This window comes from Paenibacillus sp. sgz302115 (assembly GCF_056120445.1).
Genome location: NZ_JBVYOK010000001.1, coordinates 452,015 through 476,887, shown reverse-complemented (window position 1 = coordinate 476,887; position 24,873 = coordinate 452,015). Strand labels below are relative to the sequence as shown.

The 24,873-nt window shown below is 48.7% G+C and carries 23 protein-coding genes; 8 read left to right on the top strand and 15 right to left on the bottom strand.

Annotation, left to right across the window (positions count from 1 at the left end; genetic code table 11):
- The first annotated feature begins 313 nt into the window (after nt 1–313).
- Both AC0LWN_RS02135 and AC0LWN_RS02130 read left to right on the top strand, forming a co-directional pair.
- Nucleotides 314–610 carry an ArsR/SmtB family transcription factor gene (locus AC0LWN_RS02135; RefSeq protein WP_474662995.1) on the top strand — a complete coding sequence of 99 codons (297 nt, stop codon included), beginning with the start codon at nt 314–316 and terminating at the stop codon, nt 608–610.
- Nucleotides 603–3,068, top strand: a complete 2,466-nt coding sequence (locus AC0LWN_RS02130) for an FAD-dependent oxidoreductase (protein WP_474662994.1) — start codon at nt 603–605, stop codon at nt 3,066–3,068. Before AC0LWN_RS02135 ends, AC0LWN_RS02130 begins: the two co-directional genes overlap by 8 nt.
- A gap of 131 nt (nt 3,069–3,199) precedes the next feature.
- On the opposite strand, the gene AC0LWN_RS02125 is transcribed toward AC0LWN_RS02130, so the two are convergent.
- The gene (locus AC0LWN_RS02125; RefSeq protein WP_474662993.1) at nt 3,200–4,090 is read right to left on the bottom strand and encodes an alpha/beta fold hydrolase; all 891 of its coding nucleotides are present in this window, start codon (nt 4,088–4,090) and stop codon (nt 3,200–3,202) included.
- A gap of 43 nt (nt 4,091–4,133) precedes the next feature.
- The gene (locus tag AC0LWN_RS02120; protein ID WP_474662992.1) at nt 4,134–4,745 is read right to left on the bottom strand and encodes a DUF2239 family protein; all 612 of its coding nucleotides are present in this window, start codon (nt 4,743–4,745) and stop codon (nt 4,134–4,136) included.
- Nucleotides 4,746–4,933: 188 nt separating this feature from the next.
- On the opposite strand from AC0LWN_RS02120, the gene AC0LWN_RS02115 reads away from it, so the two are divergent.
- On the top strand, nt 4,934–6,589 hold the full coding sequence (locus AC0LWN_RS02115; RefSeq protein ID WP_474662991.1) for a cellulase family glycosylhydrolase: 1,656 nt from the start codon (nt 4,934–4,936) through the stop codon (nt 6,587–6,589).
- A gap of 89 nt (nt 6,590–6,678) precedes the next feature.
- Here AC0LWN_RS02115 and AC0LWN_RS02110 read toward each other — a convergent pair whose 3' ends face one another.
- Nucleotides 6,679–7,092, bottom strand: coding sequence for an FMN-binding protein (locus tag AC0LWN_RS02110; RefSeq protein ID WP_474662990.1), 414 nt, complete (start codon nt 7,090–7,092; stop codon nt 6,679–6,681).
- 30 nt (nt 7,093–7,122) lie between these two features.
- Complete coding sequence (locus AC0LWN_RS02105) at nt 7,123–7,893, bottom strand: flavodoxin family protein (RefSeq protein ID WP_474662989.1); 771 nt, start codon at nt 7,891–7,893, stop codon at nt 7,123–7,125.
- Between the two features lie 187 nt (nt 7,894–8,080).
- Between AC0LWN_RS02105 and AC0LWN_RS02100 the strand changes: the two genes are divergently transcribed.
- The gene (locus tag AC0LWN_RS02100; protein WP_474662988.1) at nt 8,081–8,869 is read left to right on the top strand and encodes a hypothetical protein; all 789 of its coding nucleotides are present in this window, start codon (nt 8,081–8,083) and stop codon (nt 8,867–8,869) included.
- A 67-nt stretch (nt 8,870–8,936) separates the two neighbouring features.
- On the opposite strand, the gene AC0LWN_RS02095 is transcribed toward AC0LWN_RS02100, so the two are convergent.
- From AC0LWN_RS02095 to AC0LWN_RS02075, 5 genes are read right to left on the bottom strand one after another with little or no spacing between them, the layout of a single operon-like run.
- Nucleotides 8,937–9,950 (bottom strand): Gfo/Idh/MocA family protein, encoded by a 1,014-nt coding sequence (locus tag AC0LWN_RS02095; protein WP_474662987.1) that lies wholly within the window; start codon nt 9,948–9,950, stop codon nt 8,937–8,939.
- Complete coding sequence (locus AC0LWN_RS02090; RefSeq protein ID WP_474662986.1) at nt 9,947–11,140, bottom strand: radical SAM protein; 1,194 nt, start codon at nt 11,138–11,140, stop codon at nt 9,947–9,949. The genes AC0LWN_RS02095 and AC0LWN_RS02090 overlap by 4 nt, the downstream gene beginning before the upstream one ends.
- Nucleotides 11,140–12,264, bottom strand: coding sequence for a glycosyltransferase family protein (locus AC0LWN_RS02085; RefSeq protein WP_474662985.1), 1,125 nt, complete (start codon nt 12,262–12,264; stop codon nt 11,140–11,142). Before AC0LWN_RS02085 ends, AC0LWN_RS02090 begins: the two co-directional genes overlap by 1 nt.
- Before the next feature lie 16 nt (nt 12,265–12,280).
- On the bottom strand, nt 12,281–13,600 hold the full coding sequence (locus tag AC0LWN_RS02080; RefSeq protein WP_474662984.1) for an ATP-grasp domain-containing protein: 1,320 nt from the start codon (nt 13,598–13,600) through the stop codon (nt 12,281–12,283).
- Complete coding sequence (locus tag AC0LWN_RS02075; RefSeq protein WP_474662983.1) at nt 13,597–13,839, bottom strand: acyl carrier protein; 243 nt, start codon at nt 13,837–13,839, stop codon at nt 13,597–13,599. Before AC0LWN_RS02075 ends, AC0LWN_RS02080 begins: the two co-directional genes overlap by 4 nt.
- A 165-nt stretch (nt 13,840–14,004) precedes the next feature.
- Here AC0LWN_RS02075 and AC0LWN_RS02070 point away from each other — a divergent pair, with 165 nt between their 5' ends.
- The 3 genes from AC0LWN_RS02070 (at nt 14,005) to AC0LWN_RS02060 (ending at nt 17,354) form a co-directional block, all read left to right on the top strand.
- Nucleotides 14,005–14,925, top strand: a complete 921-nt coding sequence (locus AC0LWN_RS02070) for an AraC family transcriptional regulator (protein WP_474662982.1) — start codon at nt 14,005–14,007, stop codon at nt 14,923–14,925.
- Nucleotides 14,903–15,871, top strand: coding sequence for a cysteine peptidase family C39 domain-containing protein (locus tag AC0LWN_RS02065; protein ID WP_474662981.1), 969 nt, complete (start codon nt 14,903–14,905; stop codon nt 15,869–15,871). Before AC0LWN_RS02070 ends, AC0LWN_RS02065 begins: the two co-directional genes overlap by 23 nt.
- A gap of 67 nt (nt 15,872–15,938) precedes the next feature.
- Nucleotides 15,939–17,354: a S8 family serine peptidase gene (locus AC0LWN_RS02060; protein WP_474662980.1), complete on the top strand. Its 1,416-nt coding sequence runs from the start codon at nt 15,939–15,941 to the stop codon at nt 17,352–17,354.
- A gap of 130 nt (nt 17,355–17,484) precedes the next feature.
- Here the strand turns inward: AC0LWN_RS02060 and AC0LWN_RS02055 are convergent, their stop codons facing one another.
- Genes AC0LWN_RS02055 through AC0LWN_RS02045 form a run of 3 tightly spaced genes read right to left on the bottom strand, consistent with a single transcriptional unit; the run spans nt 17,485 to nt 20,529 of the window.
- Nucleotides 17,485–18,441, bottom strand: coding sequence for an ABC transporter substrate-binding protein (locus tag AC0LWN_RS02055; RefSeq protein ID WP_474662979.1), 957 nt, complete (start codon nt 18,439–18,441; stop codon nt 17,485–17,487).
- A gap of 47 nt (nt 18,442–18,488) precedes the next feature.
- Nucleotides 18,489–19,511, bottom strand: coding sequence for a FecCD family ABC transporter permease (locus AC0LWN_RS02050; protein ID WP_474662978.1), 1,023 nt, complete (start codon nt 19,509–19,511; stop codon nt 18,489–18,491).
- Nucleotides 19,512–19,524: 13 nt separating this feature from the next.
- Complete coding sequence (locus AC0LWN_RS02045; protein ID WP_474662977.1) at nt 19,525–20,529, bottom strand: FecCD family ABC transporter permease; 1,005 nt, start codon at nt 20,527–20,529, stop codon at nt 19,525–19,527.
- A 196-nt stretch (nt 20,530–20,725) separates the two neighbouring features.
- Between AC0LWN_RS02045 and AC0LWN_RS02040 the strand changes: the two genes are divergently transcribed.
- A complete protein-coding gene (locus AC0LWN_RS02040; RefSeq protein ID WP_474662976.1) occupies nt 20,726–21,526 on the top strand; it encodes a YheC/YheD family protein in 801 nt (266 codons plus the stop codon).
- A gap of 75 nt (nt 21,527–21,601) precedes the next feature.
- On the opposite strand, the gene AC0LWN_RS02035 is transcribed toward AC0LWN_RS02040, so the two are convergent.
- The 3 genes from AC0LWN_RS02035 to AC0LWN_RS02025 are packed head-to-tail and all read right to left on the bottom strand — an operon-like array spanning nt 21,602 to nt 24,849.
- The gene (locus tag AC0LWN_RS02035) at nt 21,602–22,804 is read right to left on the bottom strand and encodes a Ger(x)C family spore germination protein (RefSeq protein WP_474662975.1); all 1,203 of its coding nucleotides are present in this window, start codon (nt 22,802–22,804) and stop codon (nt 21,602–21,604) included.
- Nucleotides 22,797–23,900 (bottom strand): GerAB/ArcD/ProY family transporter, encoded by a 1,104-nt coding sequence (locus tag AC0LWN_RS02030; RefSeq protein WP_474662974.1) that lies wholly within the window; start codon nt 23,898–23,900, stop codon nt 22,797–22,799. The genes AC0LWN_RS02035 and AC0LWN_RS02030 overlap by 8 nt, the downstream gene beginning before the upstream one ends.
- The gene (locus AC0LWN_RS02025; protein ID WP_474662973.1) at nt 23,881–24,849 is read right to left on the bottom strand and encodes a GerAB/ArcD/ProY family transporter; all 969 of its coding nucleotides are present in this window, start codon (nt 24,847–24,849) and stop codon (nt 23,881–23,883) included. Before AC0LWN_RS02025 ends, AC0LWN_RS02030 begins: the two co-directional genes overlap by 20 nt.
- Nucleotides 24,850–24,873 lie beyond the last annotated feature (24 nt).

Below are 24,873 nucleotides of genomic sequence, written 5' to 3'. Positions count from 1 at the left end.
CGGACACGATAAGAACAGGTTCTATAGTATATCAATGAAGGCCAGACCATTTACAGGCCAAAGATAACGTATGAACCATAAGGCACATATAACAAGCAGCATTATAACAATTAACACCTAAAGCCCTCCTTTCATATTCAAATCAAAAAAATGTTGATTACACATACCCCTATGGGTATAATATGATCGTAGCCAGTTTGAAATCCGCTGTCAAGAGATCATGATTTAAGTGCAGGAGTTTGATTTCAATATCCTTATATCGTAATATTGCGATATTAGGATTCAATAAAGGCGAAATGAGGTGTTACGCTCTATGGACAATAATTTCAAAACCTATAACGAAACGGCTGATATCTTAAAAGTTCTGGCTCATCCCGTTCGATTATGCATCGTTAAAGGCCTGCTGAAAAAAGGAAGCTGCAACGTAAGTTTTATGCAGGAATGCCTGGAGCTTCCGCAATCAACGGTTTCCCAGCATCTTCAGAAGCTCAGAGCTGCGGGCATAGTTGAGACCGAACGAAACGGCCTTGAGGTGAATTATTCGGTCAAGAATGAGAAAGTCAAACAGCTAATTCAATTATTTTTGGGAGGAACAGATGATTATGAGTAAAAAAGTACTGATTGTCGGCGGAGTTGCGGGAGGCGCTTCGGCCGCAGCCCGGCTGCGCAGATTGGACGAAGAGGCACATATTGTGATGTTTGAGCGTGATCCTTATATTTCTTTTGCCAACTGTGGTCTGCCCTACTATATCGGGGGTTCCATCCAGGACCGTTCCAAGCTGCTCGTTCAGACTCCTGAGGCGATGAATAGACGCTTTAACATTGATGTGCGGATTCAGAGCGAAGTCCTCTCGATTGATGCTGAGAACAAGACGGTCCGTGTTCAGAGCAAGGACAAAGGCGTGTACGAGGAGAGCTATGATGCGCTTATTTTATCCCCGGGTGCTAAGCCTATCCGCCCTGCTCTGCCGGGTATTGAAAGTTCCAAAATTCACACGCTGCGGAATATACCTGACACGGACCGGATCAAAGCCAAGATTACTGAAGAAGCTACACGCTCGGTTGTTGTCATCGGGGGCGGCTTTATCGGGGTAGAAATGGCGGAGAATCTCAGAGATTCGGGTCTTGAAGTAACGCTGATCGAAGCAGGTCCGCAGATCATGGCTCCCTTTGATACTGAGATGGCTTCAGTGCTGGCCAAGGAGCTTGAGGATCACGGGGTGAACCTTATTCTCTCTGATCTGGTGCAAGGATTCGCAGACAAAGGAACCCAAATTGAGGTTAGTCTATCGAGCGGCGCTACGGTTCAGAGTGATATGGTTTTGATGGCTATCGGGGTATCACCGGACACCTCCTTCCTGAAGGACAGCGGATTGGAGTTCGGTCCCCGAGGGCATATCTTAGTCAATGAACGCATGGAGACCAATCTGGAGAATGTGTTTGCGGTTGGTGACGCCGTGGAAGTCGTAGATTTCGTCAATGGCAGCAAAACTGCTATTCCACTGGCCGGCCCGGCGAACAAACAAGGCCGGATTGCTGCGGACAATGTATGCGGACTGGGAACAACCTACAAAGGCTCACAAGGAACATCCATCATTAAAGTGTTCGGCCTGACCGGAGCTGCTACCGGCAACAACGAAAAAACGCTGCAGCGTCTGAATATTCCCTATCATGTTATCCATGTTCACCCTAATTCTCATGCCTCTTATTATCCGGGCGCTACTCCCTTGTCCCTGAAACTGCTCTTCGATAAACAAGGAACGGTGCTCGGAGCCCAGGCTGTCGGCTATGACGGAGTGGATAAACGGATTGATGATATTGCGACAGTGATCCGCTTCAGAGGCACAGTTACAGATTTGACCGAACTTGAGCTGTCTTACGCCCCACCCTACTCATCCGCGAAGGACCCTGTCAATATGGCGGGTTATACTGCGGAGAACGTATTGTCAGGGTTGACCGAGGTTTTTGTTCCGGCAGATCTCAAGCAGCGTGACAAGGACGACACCATCCTGGTGGATGTGCGCTCGGAGCTGGAGCATGCGAATGGCCACATTGAAGGCTCCATCAACATTCCCGTGGACGATCTGCGTGAACGTCTGGCCGAGCTTGATCCAAGCAAGGAGATCTGGGTCTACTGCCAGGTTGGCTTGCGGGGTTATACGGCATCCCGGATACTGCAGCAGCATGGCTTGCGGGTGAAGAACCTGACCGGCGGCTACAAAACTTATCTAATGAGTAATCCTGTTCCCGCCAAAAAAGATGATCTGACCGCCCCGCCTGCGCCATCTGAACCAGTTAAAGAACCGTCCGGCTCTCTATCAGAATTAACACCCGATGATGTTCTGGACGCTTGCGGACTGTGCTGCCCGGGACCGCTCATTCAGGTAAGACAGAGCATGGACCGTCTGCAGGACGGACAGATCTTGAAGGTAACTGCCTCCGATCCCGGTTTCTTTGAAGATATTAAGGCTTGGGCGCAAATGTCCGGTAATCGGCTGATGAAGCTGGCCAAGCTGCCTAATGGTATGATCGAAGCTTACTTATGCAAAGGCATCCCGGTGGAGGATAAACCGGCAAACTCCCTAGAGTCTCAAGCTCATAGCGGCAGTACGATGGTTGTTTTCAGCGGGGACCTGGATAAGGCGATTGCCTCATTCATCATTGCTAACGGAGCTGCCTCCAGCGGCAAGAAAGTAACGATGTTCTTCACCTTCTGGGGACTGAATATTATCCGCAAGCATGAGAAGGTAGCCGTGGACAAGAACTTCATGGGTAAAATGTTCGGCGCGATGATGCCCCGGGGCAGCCGGAAGCTCAAGCTGTCCAATATGCACATGCTGGGTATGGGCTCGCAGATGATCCGTTCACTGATGAAGAGCAAGAATGTTTTATCATTAGAGGCATTAATCCAATCAGCTATCGACCAAGGTGTTGAGATTGTCGCCTGCCAAATGTCCATGGATCTCATGGGCATCCGCCATGAAGAGCTTATTGACGGTGTCGGCCTCGGAGGCGTAGGTTATTATCTCGGTCAAGCCGAGCATTCCGGCCATAATTTATTTATCTAAAGATGAGATGCCCCACAAGCCGGTAAAATGGCTGTGGGGCAATTTTTTTTCGACCATCTCCACATATACGTTCAAATGGAGTCTCTGGCACCACGGGACTCCGGCTGGCTGCTCTATTCAGGAAGCGCGTGTCAATTGCGGCGAGCCGTTCGCTCTATGCCATCAGCGATTACTTTGTAAAGTTGGTGCGGCAGGTCGTGTCCCATGCCCTCAACCAACATTAGCTCGGCGCCCGGGATGGCAGAAGCCGTGTCCTCGCCACATGCCGGGACGAATAGGGGATCATCCATCCCATGAATGACAAGAGCTGGTACTTTTATGGTTGCCAGCCGCGGACGACGGTCACCGGAGACAGCGATCGCGGCAATTTGTCGTCCGACACTGCCTGGATCGTAGGCTCTCTGAACTTCTTCCAGAATGAGCGCACGATAAGCGTCTTCTTCAAACGGAAAGCCGGTGCCAGCGATGCGCTTGGCAAAAGAGAGGCTGTGCGCCAAAAATCCTGCTTCATCCTCAAAGGGGTTCGGCGCCGGTTTAGTCATCATCGCCATGACTTCCTGGGAAGCTTGCGGAAGGGCGGGATTACCGGAACTAGACATAATGGAGGTGAGGGATAACACCCGTTCAGGGTACCTACTAGCTGCAATCTGGGCGATCATTCCGCCCATTGATCTGCCTACGAAATGTGCCCGGTCAATGGAAAGGGCGTCGAGCAGTCCGATGGCGTCGCCTGCCATGTCATCGAGAGTGTAAGGGATGTCGGGTCGCTGTCCCGACATGAGAGCAGTCGCTAGTGCGTCAAAATCCAGCGTCCGATAATGGCTAAAGTGTGTCGAGCAACCTACATCGCGATTGTCAAAGCGGATCACCCGAAAGCCCCGCGCTGCCAATATTTCGCAAAACGGAACCGTCCACCGGATCATCTGGGTTCCAAGCCCGGCGATTAGGATAATAGCCTCGTCATTTTCGTTACCGAAACTATCATAGGCCAACTCAACACCGTTAACTTTCAAAATATTCATGATCATGTTCTCCTTCAATTAATTTGTGAATCTTCGCTTTCTTTCATAAGCTCTCTTCAGGGAATGCATTTGCGGCTAATCTTTTGACATGGTTTCTGATATCAGGTGCCCAATCATCGATGAAGTGGTAAAAACGCTCCAAATCACCAGCATACAGTGCCCGCAAAGCTTCTTCGTATTGAGGGAAGTTCCCGGCCATAGCTGTCATAAAGTTATATGTTGCTTCTTGTGATTCTCGGATACTGCTCTGTTGTTCTCCAGCACGGCGAGCCTCATCAATGAGTTTTCGTAATGTTACGGACGCTCCTCCAGGCTGACTCTTGAGCCATTCCCAATGTCGCGGCAATAATGTAACCTCACCGGATACAACTCCCAGCTTGGGTCGACCTACCCGCCGTGTAGGCTGGTCATTCACTTCCGTAGCAGGAAAGTCACCAAACTGTTCTCCTAACCGTTCGAGCACATCATCTGTCTTCCCACGAAAATCAACATCTATTGGCTTCCCCGTGGAATCGTCAAAAATAAGCAGCTGTGTAAGGTCTCTGTCATCCAGAGTATCCTTCACTGCAGAAACAACGTGCTGCAACGAACCACGTGCGACGACTTCCACACCCAAAAATGCCGTGTAGTAAAAGCCCGTTAGTTCATTTCTCATGCTGACCTCCTCCTCTGAATACCTCACTAATTATACCCGGGTAAAAATAAAAAACAATATTACCCGGGTAAATTTATTTTTCAGTTTCGCCATAATTACAGCTTGGCTGCCATGAATACGTTTTCTTTTCGTTCGTAGACTATAAAGTCTGACCTCATGTTCTCAAATCAGAAAGAGGAGGAAAATGAATGATCTTTGGTTTCAGGAAGCTCAGGTTAGTTTTGCTTGCTTTGGTGCTGCTTGCGGGTGCTTACGCCTATCCCGGTCAACCGGCTAAGGCCGCCGGCGCGGAAGGCTATTATCACACCTCCGGCAACCGGATTGTGGATGCTGCAGGCAACCCGGCAGTTTTTAACGGCCTCAATTGGTTTGGCTTTGAAACCTCAAATTATTCCCCGCACGGCTTATGGTCACGTTCAATGGATGATGTGCTGGACCAAATCAAAGCAGAAGGCTACAACCTGATTCGCTTGCCTTACTGTAACCAAATGTTTGATGCAGGCTCGCAGGCTAACAGTATTGATTATGCCAAGAACCCGGATCTAGTGGGCCTGAAGCCGATTCAAATTATGGATAAACTGATTGAAAAAGCCGGCGCCCGCGGGATTCGGATATTCCTCGACCGGCACCGGCCGGATTCCGGCGGACAATCGACATTGTGGTACACTGCAGCCTATCCTGAATCCCGGTGGATCAGCGATTGGGTTATGCTCGCCGGACGTTATGCTAATAATCCGGTCGTCATCGGAGCAGATCTCCATAATGAGCCGCACGGAACGGCAAGCTGGGGCACCGGTGATCTTAACACAGATTGGCGGCTTGCCAGCCAGCGGGCAGGAAATGCGATTCTGGCCGTGAACCCGAACTGGCTGATCATTGTAGAAGGCATCGAAAAAAATGTGCAGGGAAACTCCAGCGGTTATTGGTGGGGAGGCAATCTGACGGGGGTACGGAACTATCCGGTTGAACTTTCGGTACCGAATCGCGTGGTCTATTCCCCGCATGATTACGGTCCCGGCGTCGCTTCACAGCCCTGGTTCAGCGCTGCCAATTTCCCGAACAATATGCCTGAGCTCTGGGATAGTATGTGGGGTTATATCAGCAAAGAACAAATTGCGCCGATTCTTGTGGGTGAATTTGGCGGACGCAGTGTGGATAACCTTTCGGTGGAAGGAAAATGGCAAAATGCGTTGGTGAAATATATTGGTCAGAACAATCTATACTGGACCTACTGGAGTCTTAACCCGAACAGCGGAGATACGGGCGGTCTGCTGCTGGATGACTGGACCTCCTGGAATGAACCGAAGCAGGCGATGCTGGATACTATTATGAAACCGGTAACTTTTACTCCCATTGGCGAGCCTGGTGGTGGGCCGGACCCAGGGAATCCCAAAGTGACTCCTCTCTATCGCGTTGGTGAAACGGGAGCCGCTGTCAACTCAATCAGGGCGAGCCTGCAGTTGAAGAACGAGTCGGGCGCCTCCATCCCCTTGAGTGAACTAACAGTCCGCTATTGGTATACCAGTGAGGGAAGTACGGCGCAGACCGTGGAATTTGATTACGCAGCTATTGGCAAAGAAAAACTGCTGACCTCGGTTGTTTCTATGGCCCAGCCGGCAGCCGGTGCCGATACCTATGCTGAAATCAGCTTCACTTCAAACGCAGGCTCTCTCGCCGCTTCCGGCACAACCGGTGACATCCAGTTCCGCATTCACAAAAATAATTGGGCGAATTATAACCAGGCCGATGATTATTCCTTTAAGCCATCCCTTACCAGCTACACAGCGAACGATCGGATCACGGTCTACCATAAGGGAAAGCTGATTTATGGGATAGAGCCTTAGAATGCAGCGTAAAAAATAAAATTTAAATGAAGACCTAGCAAGGCGTCGCTGACAAGTTCGACGCCTTGCTGCTGCATCCGGGGGATGCATTATTTAGGCGTCTGTGCTTTGGCCAGTGCGCTCTCCACCGACTTGAGATAGGCCTTGGAAGTGAGGGTTGCGCCGTTTATCGTATCCACCTGCAATGACTGTGAGGCCATTACCCTGCCGTATAATGTTTTCGTGAATTCAAGCGGTTGGTTCTCTTTGTTCTGTAGCAGTTCAATAGCCGTAACCTTTCCAGAGGATATTGTAACTCGAACTGAATTAGCTCTCCACTTGTACATCCCTCCTTCGTATTCCCCCACATAAATGCCATCTTTGAGATGTTCAAAATATGACGAATCAAGAGCAAGGTTCTTCGCTTCACGGTGCTCTTTGGACAGCATGGTCCAGGAAACAGCGCCACCTATAATCAGCAGAACAACGATTCCCAGAAATATCTTTAATAATAATTTCTTCATACACTCAGGCTCCCTTCTTCTATCCTCCTGCTAAGGGCGTTTAACCATACGTGTCCCCAAGAAGTCAAACAGGCGGCCGAAAATTCTTTTGAGGGGCCCCATAGATACAGTGTAATAATAGCCGGACTCGAACCAGCCCTTCTCCTCGTAATGCCTGTAATCGCGGTACTGGGGATTCAGCATACTCTTGATGTTTGTCCGGGCCATACGAAACAGCATCAGTCTGAACAATGAAGGAACAGGAATGGAAGTACGCATGAGCTCCTTGTGAAATCTGGCTGCAGCTTTCTCCAGTTCGCGGGAGTTTCTTAGTTGCACAGCTTCGGTTGTTGGCTCCAGTGTCTTCAAGACTAGGCCCTTGGCGACTTGAAAGCCGTAGTATTCTCCCATGCTGTCAAGGTATTTCACAATTTTCTCCCCGCCGAGTATTCCTTGAGAGACGATTGACGTAAAGGTCTTGCCAAAAAACTGCGGCCTATGAAATACAAATGCGAGCCGGTCCAGTAAATTCTTCATGGGTGCAGATACTTGAAATGCATACACCGGAGTCGCAAAAATAACGCCATCGGAAGCCTGCATCTTCTCCAGCAGCAAATCACGATCATCCTTTAAGGGGCAATCTTCCTCACCCTTGTCAAAACAAACCTTACAGCCGAGACAATAGTCCAGCCGGTAATCTTTTAAAAAGACATACTCAAATTCAATTTCCGCATGGTTTCTTAGGTACCTCTCAAATTCGCGTACCGCCTTATACGTTGCCTGCTTTCGCGGAGTGCCGAGAAATGCTGTAACTTTTTTCATTTAAGTCCTCCTTTCAGGGCGCTTTTATTAATTACAGTCGTAATGAATGAATAATATTTTATTCATTCATATTGTAGCACAGGCCTAAGGTGTCTTCAATCTGTTCTTGTCTGAATAGACCATAGCCGCTGAGCGATTCAAACGATACCCTTAAGCTATGAAAGATAGTTAAGAAAGGATGAAACTGATGTTAGAGCATCACAAACAAACCCTGGAGAGGCTGGTGCAGAAGCTGGAAAAGAACCCTGCTTGCCTGGCTGTCATCACCAGCGGTTCGGTCGCTCAGGGACAAGCAGGGGCCACCTCCGATGTGGATGTCCACCTGTTGGTAGCCGATGAAGCGTATGAAGAATATTACAACAGCAATACCCTGTCCTTTGTGGATCGCGAGGTCAGCACCTATGAAGGCGGCTACGCAGATGTGAAGGTTATAGACCTCCGTTTTCTTGAGCTTGCCGCCACACAGGGCAATGAACCAACACGGTATGCTTTTACCGGGTCAGAGGTGCTGTTCTCCAGAATCCCCGGTATGGATGAACTGGTGGCCCGAATCCCAGTCTACCCCGAGGAGAACCGTGAACGGAATTTGCAGGATTTCACGGCCCAGATTTATTTGCATGCATTTTATTTCGCCAGGGAAGCTGCGAAGAAGAATGACCCCTACCTGCTCGTTCATGCGGTGAGCAATCTGGTCTTGTTCAGCGGCCGGATTATTTTGGCGTACAACCGGGTACTGTTCCCGAGTCACAAGGCTTTGCTTGATACGGTGGAGACTGTGGAGCACAAGCCGAAAAATTTCAGGAAGCTGGCCAGTGAGCTACTGCAGAACCCAAGCGCTGACAAAAGTGTGCGGTTCGCCACAATGATGCTCGTATTCTATAACCCGGGCCTTTCCTTTGATCAGGCACTAGGGATTTATGTAAAGAACAATGAGCGGAACTGGATGGAGCAGCCTCCTCCTTTACAGGATCGTTAATTTGCACAGAAAAACAGCCTGCATGAAGTACCATTGGTTCTGGCACTTAATGCAGGCTGCTGCTTGTTCACCGATGGACCCAGCCTTGTTCAGCCGCAGACATAATTCTGGATTGGAGCTTTACCCGTTCCAGAGAAGGCTCAAGTTCCCCCGCCCGGCGTCCATCCAACATTCCAGCAAAGGCTTCAAGCTGGTTCACATAATAATTCATTGGCGCAAACTCATGGAGAGTGCTGCGGTTCTCAGGCAGGTCATGGCGGATTTTGATTTTGTAGAACCCTTTGATCGCCCGGAAAAAATCCGGAACCGTCAGCACCGTCCGATCAAAATACAGCGTATGCGAAGCGCGATAAGGCAGCTCAAAAGAAGTAAGACACTCTGCCTCCAAACCGCTACTATAACGGAGCGCTGCCTGGAAGGTCCAATCACAGCCATCCGGTCCGGCAAACTCGGACTGAGCGGAGACCTCCGTGTTCTGAAGACCAACAAGCACTTGCAGGAACTGCAGCCAGTAGCAGCCCAGATCGGCAAAAGCTCCCCCGCCTTTATGCTTGCTGCTGCGGTAATTCCCGGAGTGCCTGTCTTTGGCGGGTACGGAGATGCGTGTCCTGATTTTGCGCAACTGACCGTATTGCCCGGAGTCTACAATAGACTTCAAGGCTTGCTGCCAGGGATGATGCGCCACCATCAGACCTTCAACGAGTCTAAGGTCTGGTGTGCGCTCCGCAGCAGCTTTCAAGCGCTCCGCCTCTTCAGAAGTTAAGGCAATCGGCTTCTCGACCAGAACATGCTTACCGGCCTCGAGTGCCTTTAAGGCCCACTCCGTGTGCAGCTCATTGCTAAGGGCAATATATATGGCATCCAGCTCTTTCATCGCCAGGAGCTCGTCGAAACTGCCTGCAATGCAGGGGATCTGGTAGGCTTCGGCCATCTTCACAGCTTTCACTTGTGTCCGGTTGGCAATTGCGGCTACGGTTATAGGATCAACATACCGGGCCGGTTCGAGCAAGGCGGGGACAGCAATATTCGAGGAACCAAGAAGGCCCAGCCGGTAGATACTTTTATTGCTTCCGGTATTCATATGTGTGTCAGAGCCGAAGAAGTGTTCAGATACAGCACGTTGCATTTGGAGCAGGCCGGGGACAAGCCTTCATCCAGAATCCGCCGCAGCCGGTCGTAGCGGTGCGAGTTCCATATTTCCGTTAAGGACTGCTCGTTCACATTGCCGATAGACAGCTCTGAGAAGAATTTGCAGGCGCTCACTTGTCCATTTGGGGCAATATCCACTCTGGTGCTGAGCGCCAGGCATTTCGACGAACTGCGCGAGGCCATTGGCTTACCGGCCACGAAATCCTCAATTTCATCGAAATCCAGTCCAGGCTGGTAACGGATACGGGTATTATGCCAGGTATGCGCATTGATCTGTTTGAGATCCTCGGTCAGCCTGCCGACATTGCCGGGCTTGATATGATACTTGAAAGCATGCCAGCTGCTGCGGTGGTTCGGTTCCAGCTCGGCAAGCCACTGAAAGTGGTCATTGTAGAACTGGTCCATAGCCAGGCTCGTCTCCGGGGAGATATACCAGGGGAAGCACAGCAGCACCAGATCGACTCCCTTTTGTTCAAAAAATTCTACCAGCTCATACAGCCTGCCGATCATATTGTCGTTGATCACATTATGCACCGAAATTCTGCCCTTGAACTTCCCCTGCTCCCGCAAGGCCAGCAGTCTGTCCACATTCTGAAGCACTTTCTGAAAGGAGCCCTTGCCGCGCAGCCAATCATGCTCCTGCTCAAAACCCTCGATCGGGATCAGCAGCTCCAGATTGTCCGAGATCGCACACAGCTCCTCCTCGTATTTATCAATCATGTAAGCGTTGGTGCAAATGGTTGTATCCCGGGGGTGCTTCTGCAAGAGCTCCAGAATTTGTTTGGCTTCCCGGTGAAACAACGGCTCCCCTCCCCATAAATACAAGCGGGACTGCACCTCATCCGTTTCCTCCAGAAGTTCACGGATCATTTCTACATCCATATCCAGATTCTGCTCCGCCTTGTCCATATCATGATGATAGCCGGACTCGTTCCATTGATAGCAATGCTTGCAGCGGAGATTACAGCGGTTGGTCAGCTTCAATGACATAATTTCAGGCATGACCGTCTTGAATCCGGGATCTTGCTTCCGCTGTCTATGCGGTACGACGACATTCTTGATCGTGCGTTTAAGCGCCTCGAACGATTGGGTATCCAGGGTTACTTTACTGGTAGGTTGCATTAGCTTCTTCTCCCTTCCGCTGTATAGAGACGTTCCACATAGCTCGCAGCATAATCAGGATAACGTTCCCTGGCAGTCATAATGTTGTCCGACAACCGCCGCAGCTCTTCGCTGTCGAAGCCGGTTTGCTGCCACCGCTCAAAACGGATGCCGTAGCCGAGAGCTTCCCAGAGGTCACTGTTAATCTTCTCATGAGGGCCAAACGGCTCCAGCAGCACTAACGGGGTTCCCGAAGCCAGTGAATCAATCAAAGCGCCTCCCCCGGGCTTGCTGATGACGGCCGCAGCCTGCCGGATAACTCCGAACATTCCCTCGTGATAGTGATGACAAAGCGGAAAGCTGTTGGTTTCACTTTTGCTCACTCTGGAAAATGGAGGAAGGGTGTATTTCCCGTCCTCGTCACGGAGCCAAGTCCGCCACTCGGGATCGTTCATATAGTACTGTCTCCCGGCGATATCATCACCGATCTCCTCGGCGCTGTAAGCGGCAATATCGAGCTGGTACCCCGCCGACTCCAGTTCATTGAACTTTTGGCGGAACGTTCCGATTCCCCAGCCCCCGCCATGAACGACCAACCGGCCGTTTCTTGCATGAGCAGACAGCGGTTCCAGGGGGCCCGTAGAAATGCGGCACAGCACCTCCCGCTTCTCGCGGTCATACAGGCTAACTTCATGGTAGCCATCGGCATAGCCTGGGTTCAGCTTGCGCAAATTTTTCCAGGAGGGTGAAAGATCAGCGTCGATATATAGCAGATCAACAGATATTGGCCTATTGGCAGCTTTCCGGTACATATCCATAACATGAACCCAGTGCCCGGACAGCACAATGAAATGCCGTCTTCCCTCTGAACGCCAGCGCGCAAATAAGGTTTCGACAGCGGTCATATCAAGGCTGTTTCTAATGTCTCCCGGTATTTTTTGTGAAGTCAGCGCCACAGCAAAGCTCTCCCTATAAGCTTTGCGGCTGTCATCCGTCTGTTTCTTTTTACCGTCAGTCATAAGCGTTTCAAAGACCTCAGCCTCCGCCTGGAGACCGAGTGTCTTGAGTTTACGTTCAATCAGCAATCCGGGGACATAGAAGCCAAGCCCAAAACCAGAGCATAGAATTGTCACTGTATCCTTCATCTGCTGCTTCCTTTCATTATCGCAAAATGGTATAACCTGATCTTTGCAGCGCTTCGTTCAGCTTAAGCGAAAGTCTATTTTTATGTTCGCTGCCGGGATAGACAAGTGCAGCATACAGCTTACCTTTGCCGGAACCCGCAGGACGAAGGGTTCCCGACGATAAAGGTATGACGCCTTCCCCGCTCCCAAGGGTGAACAGAATGCCTTCCTGCTCCAATCGCTGCAGAAGATCCCCGTAAAGAGCGCCGCTCTGGGGGATTAGCGGGACTTGTATAAGACAGGAATGCAACTCTTCTTGATTAATAAGACGGTCTACTTGATGTTTGATCAGACTCATCGACTTTCTGGCGTTGATTTCTACCAAAGGTGCGAGTGTTCCATCAAGAAGCAGCATCGAATCCACGCAGACATCGCCATGATAGCCATCCGCATACAGTTCCTTTCCGATCTTGTGCATGAGTTCCCAGTAGCTCTCCCGCTCCAGCTTCTCGAGCAGCCCCGGAGCCGGAGAATGGGATTCACCAAAGGCAAAGCCATTGTTCACTAGCTGCTGCACAGACAGAATGGAGATCACACCTGCCGGATCAATGTAGAATTGACAGGAGAAATCCGATTCGCGATCAAGTAAAGGCTCCAGCACAAAGCGTATTCTTTTATCCTTGTTCCTGCTGGAATCAAGGTAACCGGTGATTCTCCGCAAGGTTCGTTCATTATCCACAAGCTGGTTTCCTTTACCGGATACGCCGTACTCATCCTTGATCAGGAACGGCCCCTGCGTAAGTAGCTGCTGCCCAGTCTTCAGCATCTCGGTTATGCTGGAAACTGCAACGCCTACGTTGGGCAGAGCTAATCTATCGCGCATCGCAATCGAGTAGGTTTTGGTATTCACCTTGCGAACCGTCTGTTCATCAGGAAGATTGGATGACATTTGGTAGCGCCGGGCGGCGTGCTGTGTCCCGGGAAGTACGGCAAAGGGTTCAAGCACCGCTCCTTCGGGGATTAGCGACCCTACAGTCCCTTCCGGCTCCAGCCTGTCAAGCAGTTCAAACACATTAAGCTTGTCCAGCGTTCCGGAAGTATCGCTACCTCCTATCAGCGGATACAAATTAGTGTTGAATGAGTGTCCGAGAGAACGCAGATAATCGAACTGTGCCTTCTCCATGCCGTGGCGTGTCAGCAGAACATCGTCACTGCCACAGAAAACAAACAGCATCTCATCCATAGCCTGAACAATGGATATAGCGCTGGCATCGGGTATTGCAGGCAATACGGCCAGATCCTCCTCCCGCCAAAACCGCTCCGATTCAAAGCTGCCGCAATGCACTGTGGTCTTCATCGTACGGCAAGTCCGGCAACATACTCGGTAAACCGGTCAACCGATTTCAAATGCTCCAGATCAAAGGTGTCGAAATCAACCTCAATATCAAACTCATCTTCGATTCTCAGAATAAAATTAATAATTTGCAGCGAATCCAGTGCGGCATCCATTGTCAGATCGGAAGCTCCGTTCAGCGTTTGCAGCAGCCGAGGCTCCTCCTTGATTTCGGCGATGATTTTAATTATTTTTTGCTGCATATGTGTACCCCTTTCTGCAAGTGTTAGGAAATAATGTTATGAATATATCAAAATATAACATGTAAATATATGGTTGAATGCGCCAAAATATTCAGTTATACTAGGGTGGTTTCAAGCACTTATCGCAATTTTTCTTATAAGGAAGTAGGAAACGGAGGTTTGTCTATGGAAATTTATCCGGTAGTTACTGGAGAATATCTATTTGATACCCATTCACCGGTTCAATTGCTCCTGACTGAGGAAACACTCACATCAGTACGTCATCAGCATGATTTTATGGAAATTGCCTATGTCTATCAGGGGGAGGGAATACACCTTGTTGCCGAGAATAAAATACAGGTTGCAAAAGGCGATTTATTTGTGATTCCACCCGGAGTGTCTCATGTATTCCATCCGCAGGATCTAACCGGCTCCGAGCCGCTTCGTATTCTGAACTGTATGCTGAGATCCGAAGTGTTCGAGGTCCCTGCGGAATTGTCTGAACACTTCTCCCAAAATGACCTTGCCGGAATAACTCATTTACGGGAGCAGAAGTGCTGGTTCGGATACAGGGAGCAAAACACGGAATTGGCAGATTTGTTCAGCCGTATGCAAGAATTAAGTAACGATGATTTCCCCATGAACAAGCTAAGAATGTATTCATTGCTGTTTGAGCTTCTCGGCCTGATCGGTCCGTCTGCCTGTATTCCGTTCAAAGATAGTTCGCGGAAAAACAATGATCCGCTCCACGATGTGATCCTGTTCATGATTACTAATTTTCGGCAAAGAATTTCGCTGAAGGAGATCAGCCGCTATATTTCTATGAGCTCCCGGCAATTTCAGAGATTATTCAAACTAAAGACCGGTAAATCCTTTATCCAAATGCTTCAGGAAATCCGTATGAAGTACACCTGCATTCTGCTTCTCTTCTCGGACCTTGGTATTCAGAAGATTGCCTTGGAGGTCGGGATCGGGGATATGAAATATTTCTACCGTTTGTTCCGCGAATACAGTGGAATGACTCCAGCCAGTTACCGCAATTGGCTGCATAGCCATTTTTCATCAGTTAAGGAGATGATGAGCTATGTTGAACATACTGCCCGTTAAAAGCACCCCCTACCCCACGATTCGCAGTTGCATAGATGACAGTATCCAGTCTGTAGCCGAAGGGCTCAGCAAAGGCAACAAGTGCATGTACGGCAACGCCTGGCAATTATCGTATGAAGATCAGCAGTCTCCAGATCAACAACTGATTGAGCGGGTGCATATTCCACATATCAGCCGGGAATATCTCGCTGAGTATCATGGAATCCAGTTCAGCTATATCGCACGGGATGATTCATTCATGGATAGCCACTTCATGCTCGATATGCTGGAAAGCCAATTAGCTTCAGGTATGCCAGTGTTGGTTGGGTTTGATTCGTACGATTGCCCATGGTGTGTCGCCTACCGCAGGCTGCATACCAGCCATGCCTGTCTTGCCATTGGGCTTGACCGCTTGCACCGCAGGATTGAATTATTGGATGCGTATTATGGAAGACCTCATGAAATCGTTGATTTTGACGAGTTCGAACAAGCCTGTCATTTCTACGCGATATTTACAGAGTGTGAGGAGATGCGTTCTCCTGCCAATTGGCACAGCGTTCTTCAGCATACCCTTCTCAATCCGGCAAATGATCTGCCGCCTGCCGAAGTGGCGGATCATCTCAGAGTCTACGCCAACTCCTATCTGGAAACGGGAATTTTGGCAGAATCCCCCGCGGAGTATAGCTCTTACTTCTTGATGGCAGCGAATAGCATCCCTATCAGCCGGGTGAGATACAGCCTATTCCTGAATTACATTTCTGGAGATTCCAATCCAGCAGCTCTCAAGCGGATCGCGGCTAGCTATCAATATGTCGGAGAGCAGTGGCATGCGATCAATCAATTCATAATAAAGGTCATGTGCTCAGGCAATAAGCTGGATCAGCGAAGTAAAATCCATAAAAAAATGCATGAAATGATTAACATAGAAGAGAAGATGCTGCAAGAGCTTGAAAGTTTGGTTGTGTAAAACTGTCTAAGTAGCCTTCTTTTTTGACCGAATTAGGGCTTGTATCAGTTCATTTATGGGAGGAAAAATGTTGAACGCTGAGCCATCATGGATGAGATTAGGATTTAACGAGCCTCCTGACCAAAACTCCGGAGAAGGTGTTGGTCTAATCATCATCGACGATATTTTGCCACATCCAGCACTGAGTCACCTGGCAAAGAATCTCAAACATGTAGTTGTGGCAGACGATTTATCCATAACATGTTGTAATATTGCTAAAGAGAGTTTTAATCCTAGTACACTAGATCAAGGCATACATGGATTAATGACCGTGCTAACGCTAGCACATAAACCATTCACCCTTGATGGATTCTTTCATACAGGTATTGCCTCCGCGGGTAATTTTGTTGTCTTGTCACATGGTGCTTTCAAAAATGGAGAAGGCAATCGTCTCAAACATGGAGTCGACTGGATTCTTGAAAATTTACCCGAATTCAACATTCGAATCATATTAAGTTTGGGATGGCATGCCCAAGATAACACAGTACTATTAGAAAGAACAAAGTATAATTCCACAGTTCAAGGTTTAGCTGCAGTAGTCGAAAAAGGAATATTGGTTGTTTGTGCAAATGGAAATAGCGACATCGGTACAATTCTGCCTCCCATAGATTATTTGACCGTAGGGGGATATAACGACCGAGGACGATCTGGGCGCGAACATCACACTCCGTATCCAAGTGAACCCTTTGGATTTAATGGTGACGGACATTTACGGCCGGACATTCGCGCACCACGCACGCGGATTGCCATTCCTTATTGCGAAGGGGACCCCGACATCGGAAGACTATCGTATTACGCAGGAACTTCAGCAGCTTCCACTCTAGCTGCTGGTGTGTGCATGCATTTGATGTCCCGATTTCCGTATATCAGCCTGATAACATTAAGAAATGCATTAGCCAGTTATGGAGACAAACTGGAAGGAGACACAAATTCTGCATCGTGTATAAATGTGAAGCGAGTAATTGAAGCCATCTCTCAAGGGTACAGAAGCGATCAAAACATCGAAAACCAAACCTTTGATAACACAGGGGTTATTAAACGGGCCGTTGATTTGAGTAGAACGATACGTAACAATGGAGTAACACGAGACAAATTGTGGAAGCATTCAGATGATCCCGACCCTATTTTTCGAAGAATAGCAGTTCATTCTTTGGGGCCACCCGCTAATCAATCCGAACGAGAAGAGTATTGGTACCGATTCCAGATGGAATCACTGGACAGCGTTCGCTCCTGGTATTTATTTGGGTTGCTGCAGGCTGCTGAGAAAATAGAACTGGACAGATGGATTCTATTAGCAGATAATCCACACTGGTCAATACGGTGGTGCGTAGCAGAGTTTCTTAGCAGGTTTCCTGAATTGCCTCAATTAGAAAAGACGCATGATCCAGAGCAGGTAACCCTTTACGCTCAACCAGTGCTTGATTGGTTTGAGAAAAACTATTAATTTTCATAAAGTATGAGCACTCAACCCTCTTTACACTCCCTGTTAATACAGTGCAATAAAATAACGGCAGCACTGAACTTTTTTCTTATCCAGTGCTGCCGCTGTTTCCATTGTAGGAATTAGTCTATGCTTATTTGCTGAACAACTGCTCGGCATCATCAAGCGCCATGCTTTGGCCTATCGAGGAGTAGTCGAGCCATTTTTGTCCATCAAGGAGATAGACGTGATTGTTTTTGACAGCCTTCAGATTTTGCCATACCGGATTCTTCTCCAGCTCTTCGAAGTTCCCCTTCGCTTCCTTGCCCTTGCTGATAATTACGAAGATGGCATCGGCATTAAAGTCAGGCAGCACCTCCTTGGAAATGACCTGGTACGGCTCGTCAGCCGGAATCTTCTCTACTCCGTCGGCCATCTTGAGCTTCAAATCCTTGAACATAATCGGTCCGAGTGGTTTCTTGGTTCCCATCACGCGCAGCTCCTTCGCTGTCATGCGAATGGCCATCACTTTGGCATCTGCACCGAGCTTTGCCGTGATCAGGCTGCTCGTTTGTTCAGCCTTAGCTTCATAATCCTGAATAAAAGCATCTGCTTCCTTCTCGCGCCCAACATTTGCGGCAATTCGTTTCAGATGATCTTTCCAGGTTCCGCTATTCATGTCAATGGAGATCGTTGGAGCGATTTTTTGGAATTTGGCCAGATCCTCTCCCGAATATTCTTCATCAATATAGATGACATCCGGCTTAAGCCCGAGTACTGCTTCCATATCCGGGTCCGTAACCACCCCAAGCTTGGTCACTCCCTGCAGCCGATCCGCCACATGCGGCAAAAAGTCTTTCACATCACCGCCGACAACTGAGCCAACAGGTGTAATGCCCAGGGCAAGCAGGTTATTGGTAATATGAATCGACATTGAAGCGATTCTGGCATTGGGATCGTGGGTTATCGCGTCCGCAGCAGGCTCGGCAGATGCAGATGCTGACGGTGCGTTTGTTGCTGTAGAATTTGCCGCCGATTCCTTGGATTGCCCGCAGGCGGACAACACGGCAAGCAGCAGTATGGAGACAAGTGTTAAGGTTAGTTTTTTCATATGAGCAGATTCCTCCAGGTTGTAAGGTCAGTCTTTTTTTGGACGGCCTAGCCGTCTCTACTTGTGAACAGCAGATATAAAAAGTACGGGCCGCCGATTGCCGCAACAACTACGCCCGCGGGAATGGCATTTGGCCGAAAAATAGATCTGCCGATGGTATCGGCTGTGACCAAAATGACCAGGCCGATCAGTGCGGCCACCGGCAGGGAATAGCGGTGCTGCGGCCCCGTGAGCCTTCTTGAAATATGCGGGGCGATCAGTCCGATAAAACCTATTCCGCCTGCAACCGATACACTGGCACAGGAGAGTGCTACAGCCATTCCCAGCAGCCGCAGCCGTTCACGGGTAACATGGCTGCCCACGCTGTAGGCAATTTCGTCACCCAGCACGAAGAGATCCAGCGCTTTGGAACGGCTGTAGATCAGCGGCACCAGCACAATAATCCAAGGCAGCAGTGCCAGCACATGTATCCAATCCCTTCCCCAGACACTTCCTGCTAACCAGCGTGCTGTAAATGCATAGGTATCCTCGTCCAGCTTCAGGGAGAGCAGCAGCGTAACCGCACTGATACCGGCAGCAACCGCAATGCCGACCAGGATTAACCGAATCGGGACTATCCCTCTGTGGCGGTCATAAGCGAAGATGAAGATCATCAGCGCGGCTAGGGTCCCCCCAAGAAAGGTGAACAATGGAATCAAGAGCGCCATCGGACCTTCCATTGTACGGAAAAAGGAGACAAAGATAATCAGCCCGAGTGCTGCTCCGGTATTGATTCCGAGTATGCCGGGGTCTGCAAGGGTATTCCGGGTAGTTCCCTGAAATACGGCCCCGGATATTCCAAGCCCGATCCCCGCCAGCATCGTTACGATGATCCGCGGCATACGATATTCGAACAGAATCATTGAATCTTCGGCTGAACCATAACCCAGTAGCGTTTTCCATACTGTTCCCGGCGATAAGGAAATCGTCCCGGTGTTCAGGCTGACCGTTATTACGGCCATTGCAAGCAGCAGAAGGATAAGGCTGACCAGGAGAGCCTTCTGCCCTCTTCTTATTTCGTGCACTTTCATATTCCGCTTCATCCTATAGCTCCCTTCCCTCTCGGCGCGCCAAGTAGAGGAAAAAAGGAACGCCTACCATAGCGACCATAGCGCCAATTGCAAACTCCTGAGGCGGATTTACCATACGCGAGGCGAAATCGGCCCAGACAAGCAGAATGGCTCCAAGCAGTGCAGAAAAAGGGATCAATACCCGGTAATCCACGCCCAGCAGCCGGCGGGCGATATGCGGCACTACCAGACCTACAAAACCAATAGACCCTGCCACCGCCACCGAAGAACCGGCAAGGATTACAGCAGCAAGAAGCCCAAGAATGCGAATGCGATTCGTATGTATTCCCAGATTGACGGCTGTCTCATCGCCCATTCCCATCAGGGTGATCGGTTTTCCCAGCATGATGGCCCATACAATTGTGATCAGGACTATTGGTGTAAGCAGCCGCAGATGCTCCCAGGTTACTCCAGCAACACCCCCGGCATACCAGAAGGCCAGATCCTGGCTCAGCTCAAAATAGATGGCTACTCCAGTGCTAAGCGAGTGCAGAATAGCCGCTACCACCGCTCCAGCAATCGTCAGCCGGATTGAGGTTAAGCCCCCCTTCGCTGCGGAGCCCAGCAGGACAATAAACAGTGTGGTCAACGCCGCCCCGATAAAAGAAAACAGGATCAGCTCCGAGTAGGCCATTCCCGGCACAATGGCGAAACACACAGCAACTGCAAAAGCAGAGCCTGCATTTACCCCAAGTATTCCGCTGTCCGCCAGCGGATTGCGTGTAACCCCCTGCATGATCGCGCCCGCCACCGCAAAAGCCATTCCTGTCACTGCCGCTCCAAGCACACGGGGAAGTCTAAGATCATGCACAATTTGATGAGAGGTTAATGAGGGATCATATTGAAAGACTGCCGCCCAGACCGTCCGCAGCGTCAATTCCTTGGCCCCGTATGAAATGGACAGGAAAATAGTCAGGAATAATCCCGCTGCTGCAGCGATAAACCATAGGCATGTGCTGATTCTCCGAGTTAGTTTCATATGTTTTCGCTTGGACAGCCTCCCTCTGTTCACTATAGATAATGATAATCAGTATCAATTATATGTATTTAGCAGCTTGTTGTCTAATGAAATATTCCGCCAATCGTCTGTGCGTATGCCCGTGGTTATTTGCTGCGGTTATTCATATTCTGTTATATCTGTTCCCTTCAGAAATCCGAATGAGAGGATCTGTCCGATGACTACAAAGGAAAAGATAAAACCGAAAATACAACGCACACTGGTTAGCAAATGGTTAAAAACAAAGATTCTGCTGAAGCATCCGCGTTTGAGTCAGCTGATTCCGACAACAGTCATGTATTCACAGGAAAGCCTCAATACGATGTTAAATAAACACAAGATGGTCTATGTCAAGCCGGTTAACGGCTCATGCGGCAATGGCGTTATCAAGGTTATTAAACACAGTGAGAACAAATATGCTTACCATTCCGGCACTTCCCCGCGCAGCTTTTCAACATTTTCAGGCCTCTATACCGAGCTGGGTAAAAGAAAACTAAACCGCCCGTACCTGATTCAACAAGGGATACATTTGCTGAAGTATCAGGAACGGATCTTTGATATCCGCATTATGATCCAGAAGAATGAGGTTAAGAAATGGGAGGTCAGCGGTTATATCGGGCGGCTTGCGCACCCGCAAAAGGTCGTAACCAACTTCCATAACAGCGGAAAACCTCTCCCCTTGGAAACGCTGCTCAGCCCTTATCTCAAGGGTGATAAGAAAAAAGAGTATATCCGTAAGCTGGTGAACCTGGGCTATGAGGTTGCGGATGCTTTTCAGAAAAAAAACCCGGGCTTTAAGGAGCTGGGCCTTGATATTGGAATAGATAAGGAAATGAAGCCGTGGATTATTGAGGTTAACACCTATCCGGATGCATATATCTTCAATCAGTTGAAGGAAAAAAAGATGTTCCGCAGAGTAATCCATCTCAAGCGCATAAACGGTTTGATTAAGGCCCGCAAAAAAGTTGACAAGAAATAGACCGGCATAGCAGCGCGAATATACAAAAAAACAGGAAACTGCTGTCAGGCGGTTTCCTGTATGACCTGCATGGTCTCATTTATTAAATGCCCCATAATCCGTAATCGAGAGCTTAATATCAAAGGTAACGGGGGTTTGGCTAAAGACATCGTCCCAATGGTCCTTTAGATTTTTCCATATTTTGGGATATTCAATACTTAACCGGTCCCCAAATCCGGCAACCTCTACTTTGTAGGTCGACTGCATCTTTTGCATTAATTGTTCAAGCATATCTGTCAACCGTTTTTTGAAGAACTGCTCCCTCTCTTTAAGCGCGGGTACCTCTGTTGAACGCTGCTCCGGGTCCCAATTTTCAATTAAGCGTCCTTCCGATTCGATACTTACGTGAAATGAGACCTTGTTGTCTTCCATAATTTTAGATGTTATTTTACTTTTTGCGGACTTGATTTCATATGTTATCGGTTCATGGTGCTGATTGTACGCCTTGATCGTCCCGCCTTTGACCTCTCCATTAATCCAGGCAATACTCTTCAGGTCGTTCTGCTCCAATGACCCGATCCACTTGCCGGTTTTCCCCTTAATAATTCCGCCTCCAGAAAACTCGAGCTCTCCGTTCGCTTCGACAATATTTTGCAGCACAAAGCTTTGCTTGGAATGCATAAGCGCATCCAGAGTAGAAAGCTTCACAGCCTTCATAATTTTGCTGGTACGAAAACGGTTGCGGATCATTTCCCTGATATGGAAGGAAGGAATTTCGTCCTTATCCTTCATAACAAAAGCATCTGCTGCCCGCCCCTCATTCAAGAAGACAAACAAGCTTGGACGGATATCGTTGTCACGCAGCACAAAATCCATCAATTGCTGTATCGTCTGCTGCTGCAGCAGTTGCGAAGAGATTACGATTACTTTCAGGTGGTGACCAATGATCGGGCGGTCCAGACGAATCGAGTATTGGCGGAAAATCTCAAGCAAAGAGTCGCCCGTTTCCGAGACATTGGTATAATTAGGCGTTTTTTCGCTAACGGATGACTTGGATGAACTGCCGCCGCCGAACGATTTTTTCGGAACAATTTGAATGGTAGCCGTAATCTTGTTGTTCTTATAATAGCTTCCTCCCTCATTCTCTAAGGCCTGCTCTGTCGACGTAAGCTCTCCTTTGTCAAGAGCCAGCCCGGTGTAGAGACTTAGATCTTCAATTTCCTTACTGCTCCAGCAGCCGGATTGAGTGATTAGGAGCGTAGCAACAAGCAGTACAAGGAGTGGTTGGCGTTTACACATCCTGCTTCAATCCCTTCTTTCGAATGATCAGCACTACCGACAGCAGTACAGGCACCAAAATAAACAAAATCACCCCCATGATTCCGATAGCATCCCCAAGGGCAAACACATCATTAATACGTTTGGGAATCATGGTTGAGATAAATATCAGCGGCATCATTCCAAAGATTACAGGGACTAGCTTGAGCTTGAAGACCTGGGAAATCCCCAGGGACGCATTGAAGAAGAAGCTGCAAAAGTTGCAAAACATCTGCATCATCCAAATCACCAGCAGCGGAAACTCGAACCGTTCAAAAAAGTATCCGGAAATCTCAAAGCTGCGGACTAAATCTATGGTAGGCCACGTGCTCATAGCTACCGCATCTATGGACAATCCTCCTACAACCAGAATTACTGTCATCAGGTATAGGCCCATCGGTATGCCAATTCCAATTAACATCGCTTTGACCGCATGCTGAGGATGCTGCATGAAGGCTGTAATCGTCATCACCACTTCACAGCCCGTGTACACAAGGATAGTAGACTTTAATCCCTTAATTACCGGCATAAAGCCTTCGCTCAGCACAGGACGTAGATGGTTAATGTCAAATACTCTGATGCTAAAGATGTAACATAAGAACAAGACGAGGATACTGACAGGGAAAATAATTACATAGGCTCTGGCGATGGAATTGATTCCTCCAAACACCAGATACGCCCCCACCCAGATGAACGGAATGACGATAGCCCAGTCGGGTGTGCCCTCTAGCAGAAAAAACAACGTAATTTCAACTAATACGCGTATCTCAAAGCCGGCTATGGTCATGAAGTAAATGATTAACAGCGTGCACAAAAATCCTCCAAAATATGTACCGACGATGCGCTTGGAGTATTGATAAATGGTCTTGCCGGGGAATTGTTGACTTAATTTCACCATTACCCAAATCACCAGCATTACAATGGCTCCGCCCAGCAGTACAGACATCCATGAATCAGGGGTCTTGGCGGCCTCTGTCACACTCCTCGGCAAAGTCAGGATTCCCGCACCCAGTACCGTATTCGTCAAGAATAACGCTGCCTGTTTTGAGGTGATTTTATCATCGGAACGCACAAACATTTCTAATCCCCCTTCCAAAGATCACAGGAGCAAGCTTGACCTTGAACACCTGAGAGATCCCCAGGGAAGCATTGAAGAAGTAACTGCTGAAAATACAATACATTTGCATCATCCAGATCACCAATAGCGGAAACTCGAAGCGTTCAAAAAAGTATCCTGAAATCTCAAAGCTGCGCACTAAATCAATTGTAGGCCAGGTGCTAGTGACTACAGAATCAATGGATAGGCTTCCAATAACCATAACCACAGTCAGGATGTATAAGATCAGGGGTATCCCGATTCCCGTTAACATGGCTTTTACCGCATGCTCTGGATGCTGCATGAAGGCTGTGATGATCATTACCACCTCACAGCCCGTAAAGACGAGTACAGTGGACCTCAGCCCCCGAATTACCGGCATAAAGCCTTCACTCAGTACAGGACGCAAATGGTTAATATCAAAAAATCTTACGCTAAGGACATAACATAAGATCAAAATTAAGAAGCTTATGGGGAAAATAATTTGATAGGCTCTGGCGAGGGAATTGACTCCTCCAAACACCAGATACGCTCCCAACCAGATGAATGGGATGATAATTGCCCAAATGGGCGTCCCTTCGAGCAGGAAAAACATCGCTATTTCCGCTAATGCACGATTCTGGAATCCGGCACTGATCAGAAAGTATATGATTAACAACGAGGACAAAAATCCTCCAAGATATGTGCCCACGATGCGCTGGGAGTATTGATAGAAGGTCTTACCGGGAAATTGTTGGCTCAATTTTACCATTACTACAATTGCCAGCATTACAATAATCCCACCGAGCAATACGGACATCCATGCATCCGGAGTCTTGACCGCTTCCACTACGCTTCTGGGCAAAGTCAGAATTCCCGCGCCCAGTACCGTATTCGTCAAGAATAACGCTGCCTGTTTTGAGGTGATTTTATCATCGGAACGCACAAACACTTCTTCTCCCCCTTCCTCTAACTT

Bases quoted from the DNA above. Each gene is read 5' to 3' on its own strand.
- AC0LWN_RS02030 (WP_474662974.1), bottom strand. From the start codon at position 23,900: ATGTTTGTGCGTTCCGATGATAAAATCACCTCAAAACAGGCAGCGTTA.
- AC0LWN_RS02080 (WP_474662984.1), bottom strand. From the start codon at position 13,600: ATGAAGACCACAGTGCATTGCGGCAGCTTTGAATCGGAGCGGTTTTGG.
- AC0LWN_RS02095 (WP_474662987.1), bottom strand. From the start codon at position 9,950: ATGAATACCGGAAGCAATAAAAGTATCTACCGGCTGGGCCTTCTTGGT.
- AC0LWN_RS02060 (WP_474662980.1), top strand. From the start codon at position 15,939: ATGTTGAACGCTGAGCCATCATGGATGAGATTAGGATTTAACGAGCCT.
- AC0LWN_RS02075 (WP_474662983.1), bottom strand. From the start codon at position 13,839: ATGCAGCAAAAAATAATTAAAATCATCGCCGAAATCAAGGAGGAGCCT.
- AC0LWN_RS02045 (WP_474662977.1), bottom strand. From the start codon at position 20,529: ATGAAACTAACTCGGAGAATCAGCACATGCCTATGGTTTATCGCTGCA.
- AC0LWN_RS02040 (WP_474662976.1), top strand. From the start codon at position 20,726: ATGACTACAAAGGAAAAGATAAAACCGAAAATACAACGCACACTGGTT.
- AC0LWN_RS02125 (WP_474662993.1), bottom strand. From the start codon at position 4,090: ATGAATATTTTGAAAGTTAACGGTGTTGAGTTGGCCTATGATAGTTTC.
- AC0LWN_RS02105 (WP_474662989.1), bottom strand. From the start codon at position 7,893: ATGAAAAAAGTTACAGCATTTCTCGGCACTCCGCGAAAGCAGGCAACG.
- AC0LWN_RS02115 (WP_474662991.1), top strand. From the start codon at position 4,934: ATGATCTTTGGTTTCAGGAAGCTCAGGTTAGTTTTGCTTGCTTTGGTG.
- AC0LWN_RS02090 (WP_474662986.1), bottom strand. From the start codon at position 11,140: ATGCAACCTACCAGTAAAGTAACCCTGGATACCCAATCGTTCGAGGCG.
- AC0LWN_RS02070 (WP_474662982.1), top strand. From the start codon at position 14,005: ATGGAAATTTATCCGGTAGTTACTGGAGAATATCTATTTGATACCCAT.
- AC0LWN_RS02065 (WP_474662981.1), top strand. From the start codon at position 14,903: ATGTTGAACATACTGCCCGTTAAAAGCACCCCCTACCCCACGATTCGC.
- AC0LWN_RS02085 (WP_474662985.1), bottom strand. From the start codon at position 12,264: ATGAAGGATACAGTGACAATTCTATGCTCTGGTTTTGGGCTTGGCTTC.
- AC0LWN_RS02135 (WP_474662995.1), top strand. From the start codon at position 314: ATGGACAATAATTTCAAAACCTATAACGAAACGGCTGATATCTTAAAA.
- AC0LWN_RS02035 (WP_474662975.1), bottom strand. From the start codon at position 22,804: ATGTGTAAACGCCAACCACTCCTTGTACTGCTTGTTGCTACGCTCCTA.
- AC0LWN_RS02100 (WP_474662988.1), top strand. From the start codon at position 8,081: ATGTTAGAGCATCACAAACAAACCCTGGAGAGGCTGGTGCAGAAGCTG.
- AC0LWN_RS02120 (WP_474662992.1), bottom strand. From the start codon at position 4,745: ATGAGAAATGAACTAACGGGCTTTTACTACACGGCATTTTTGGGTGTG.
- AC0LWN_RS02055 (WP_474662979.1), bottom strand. From the start codon at position 18,441: ATGAAAAAACTAACCTTAACACTTGTCTCCATACTGCTGCTTGCCGTG.
- AC0LWN_RS02130 (WP_474662994.1), top strand. From the start codon at position 603: ATGAGTAAAAAAGTACTGATTGTCGGCGGAGTTGCGGGAGGCGCTTCG.
- AC0LWN_RS02050 (WP_474662978.1), bottom strand. From the start codon at position 19,511: ATGAAAGTGCACGAAATAAGAAGAGGGCAGAAGGCTCTCCTGGTCAGC.
- AC0LWN_RS02110 (WP_474662990.1), bottom strand. From the start codon at position 7,092: ATGAAGAAATTATTATTAAAGATATTTCTGGGAATCGTTGTTCTGCTG.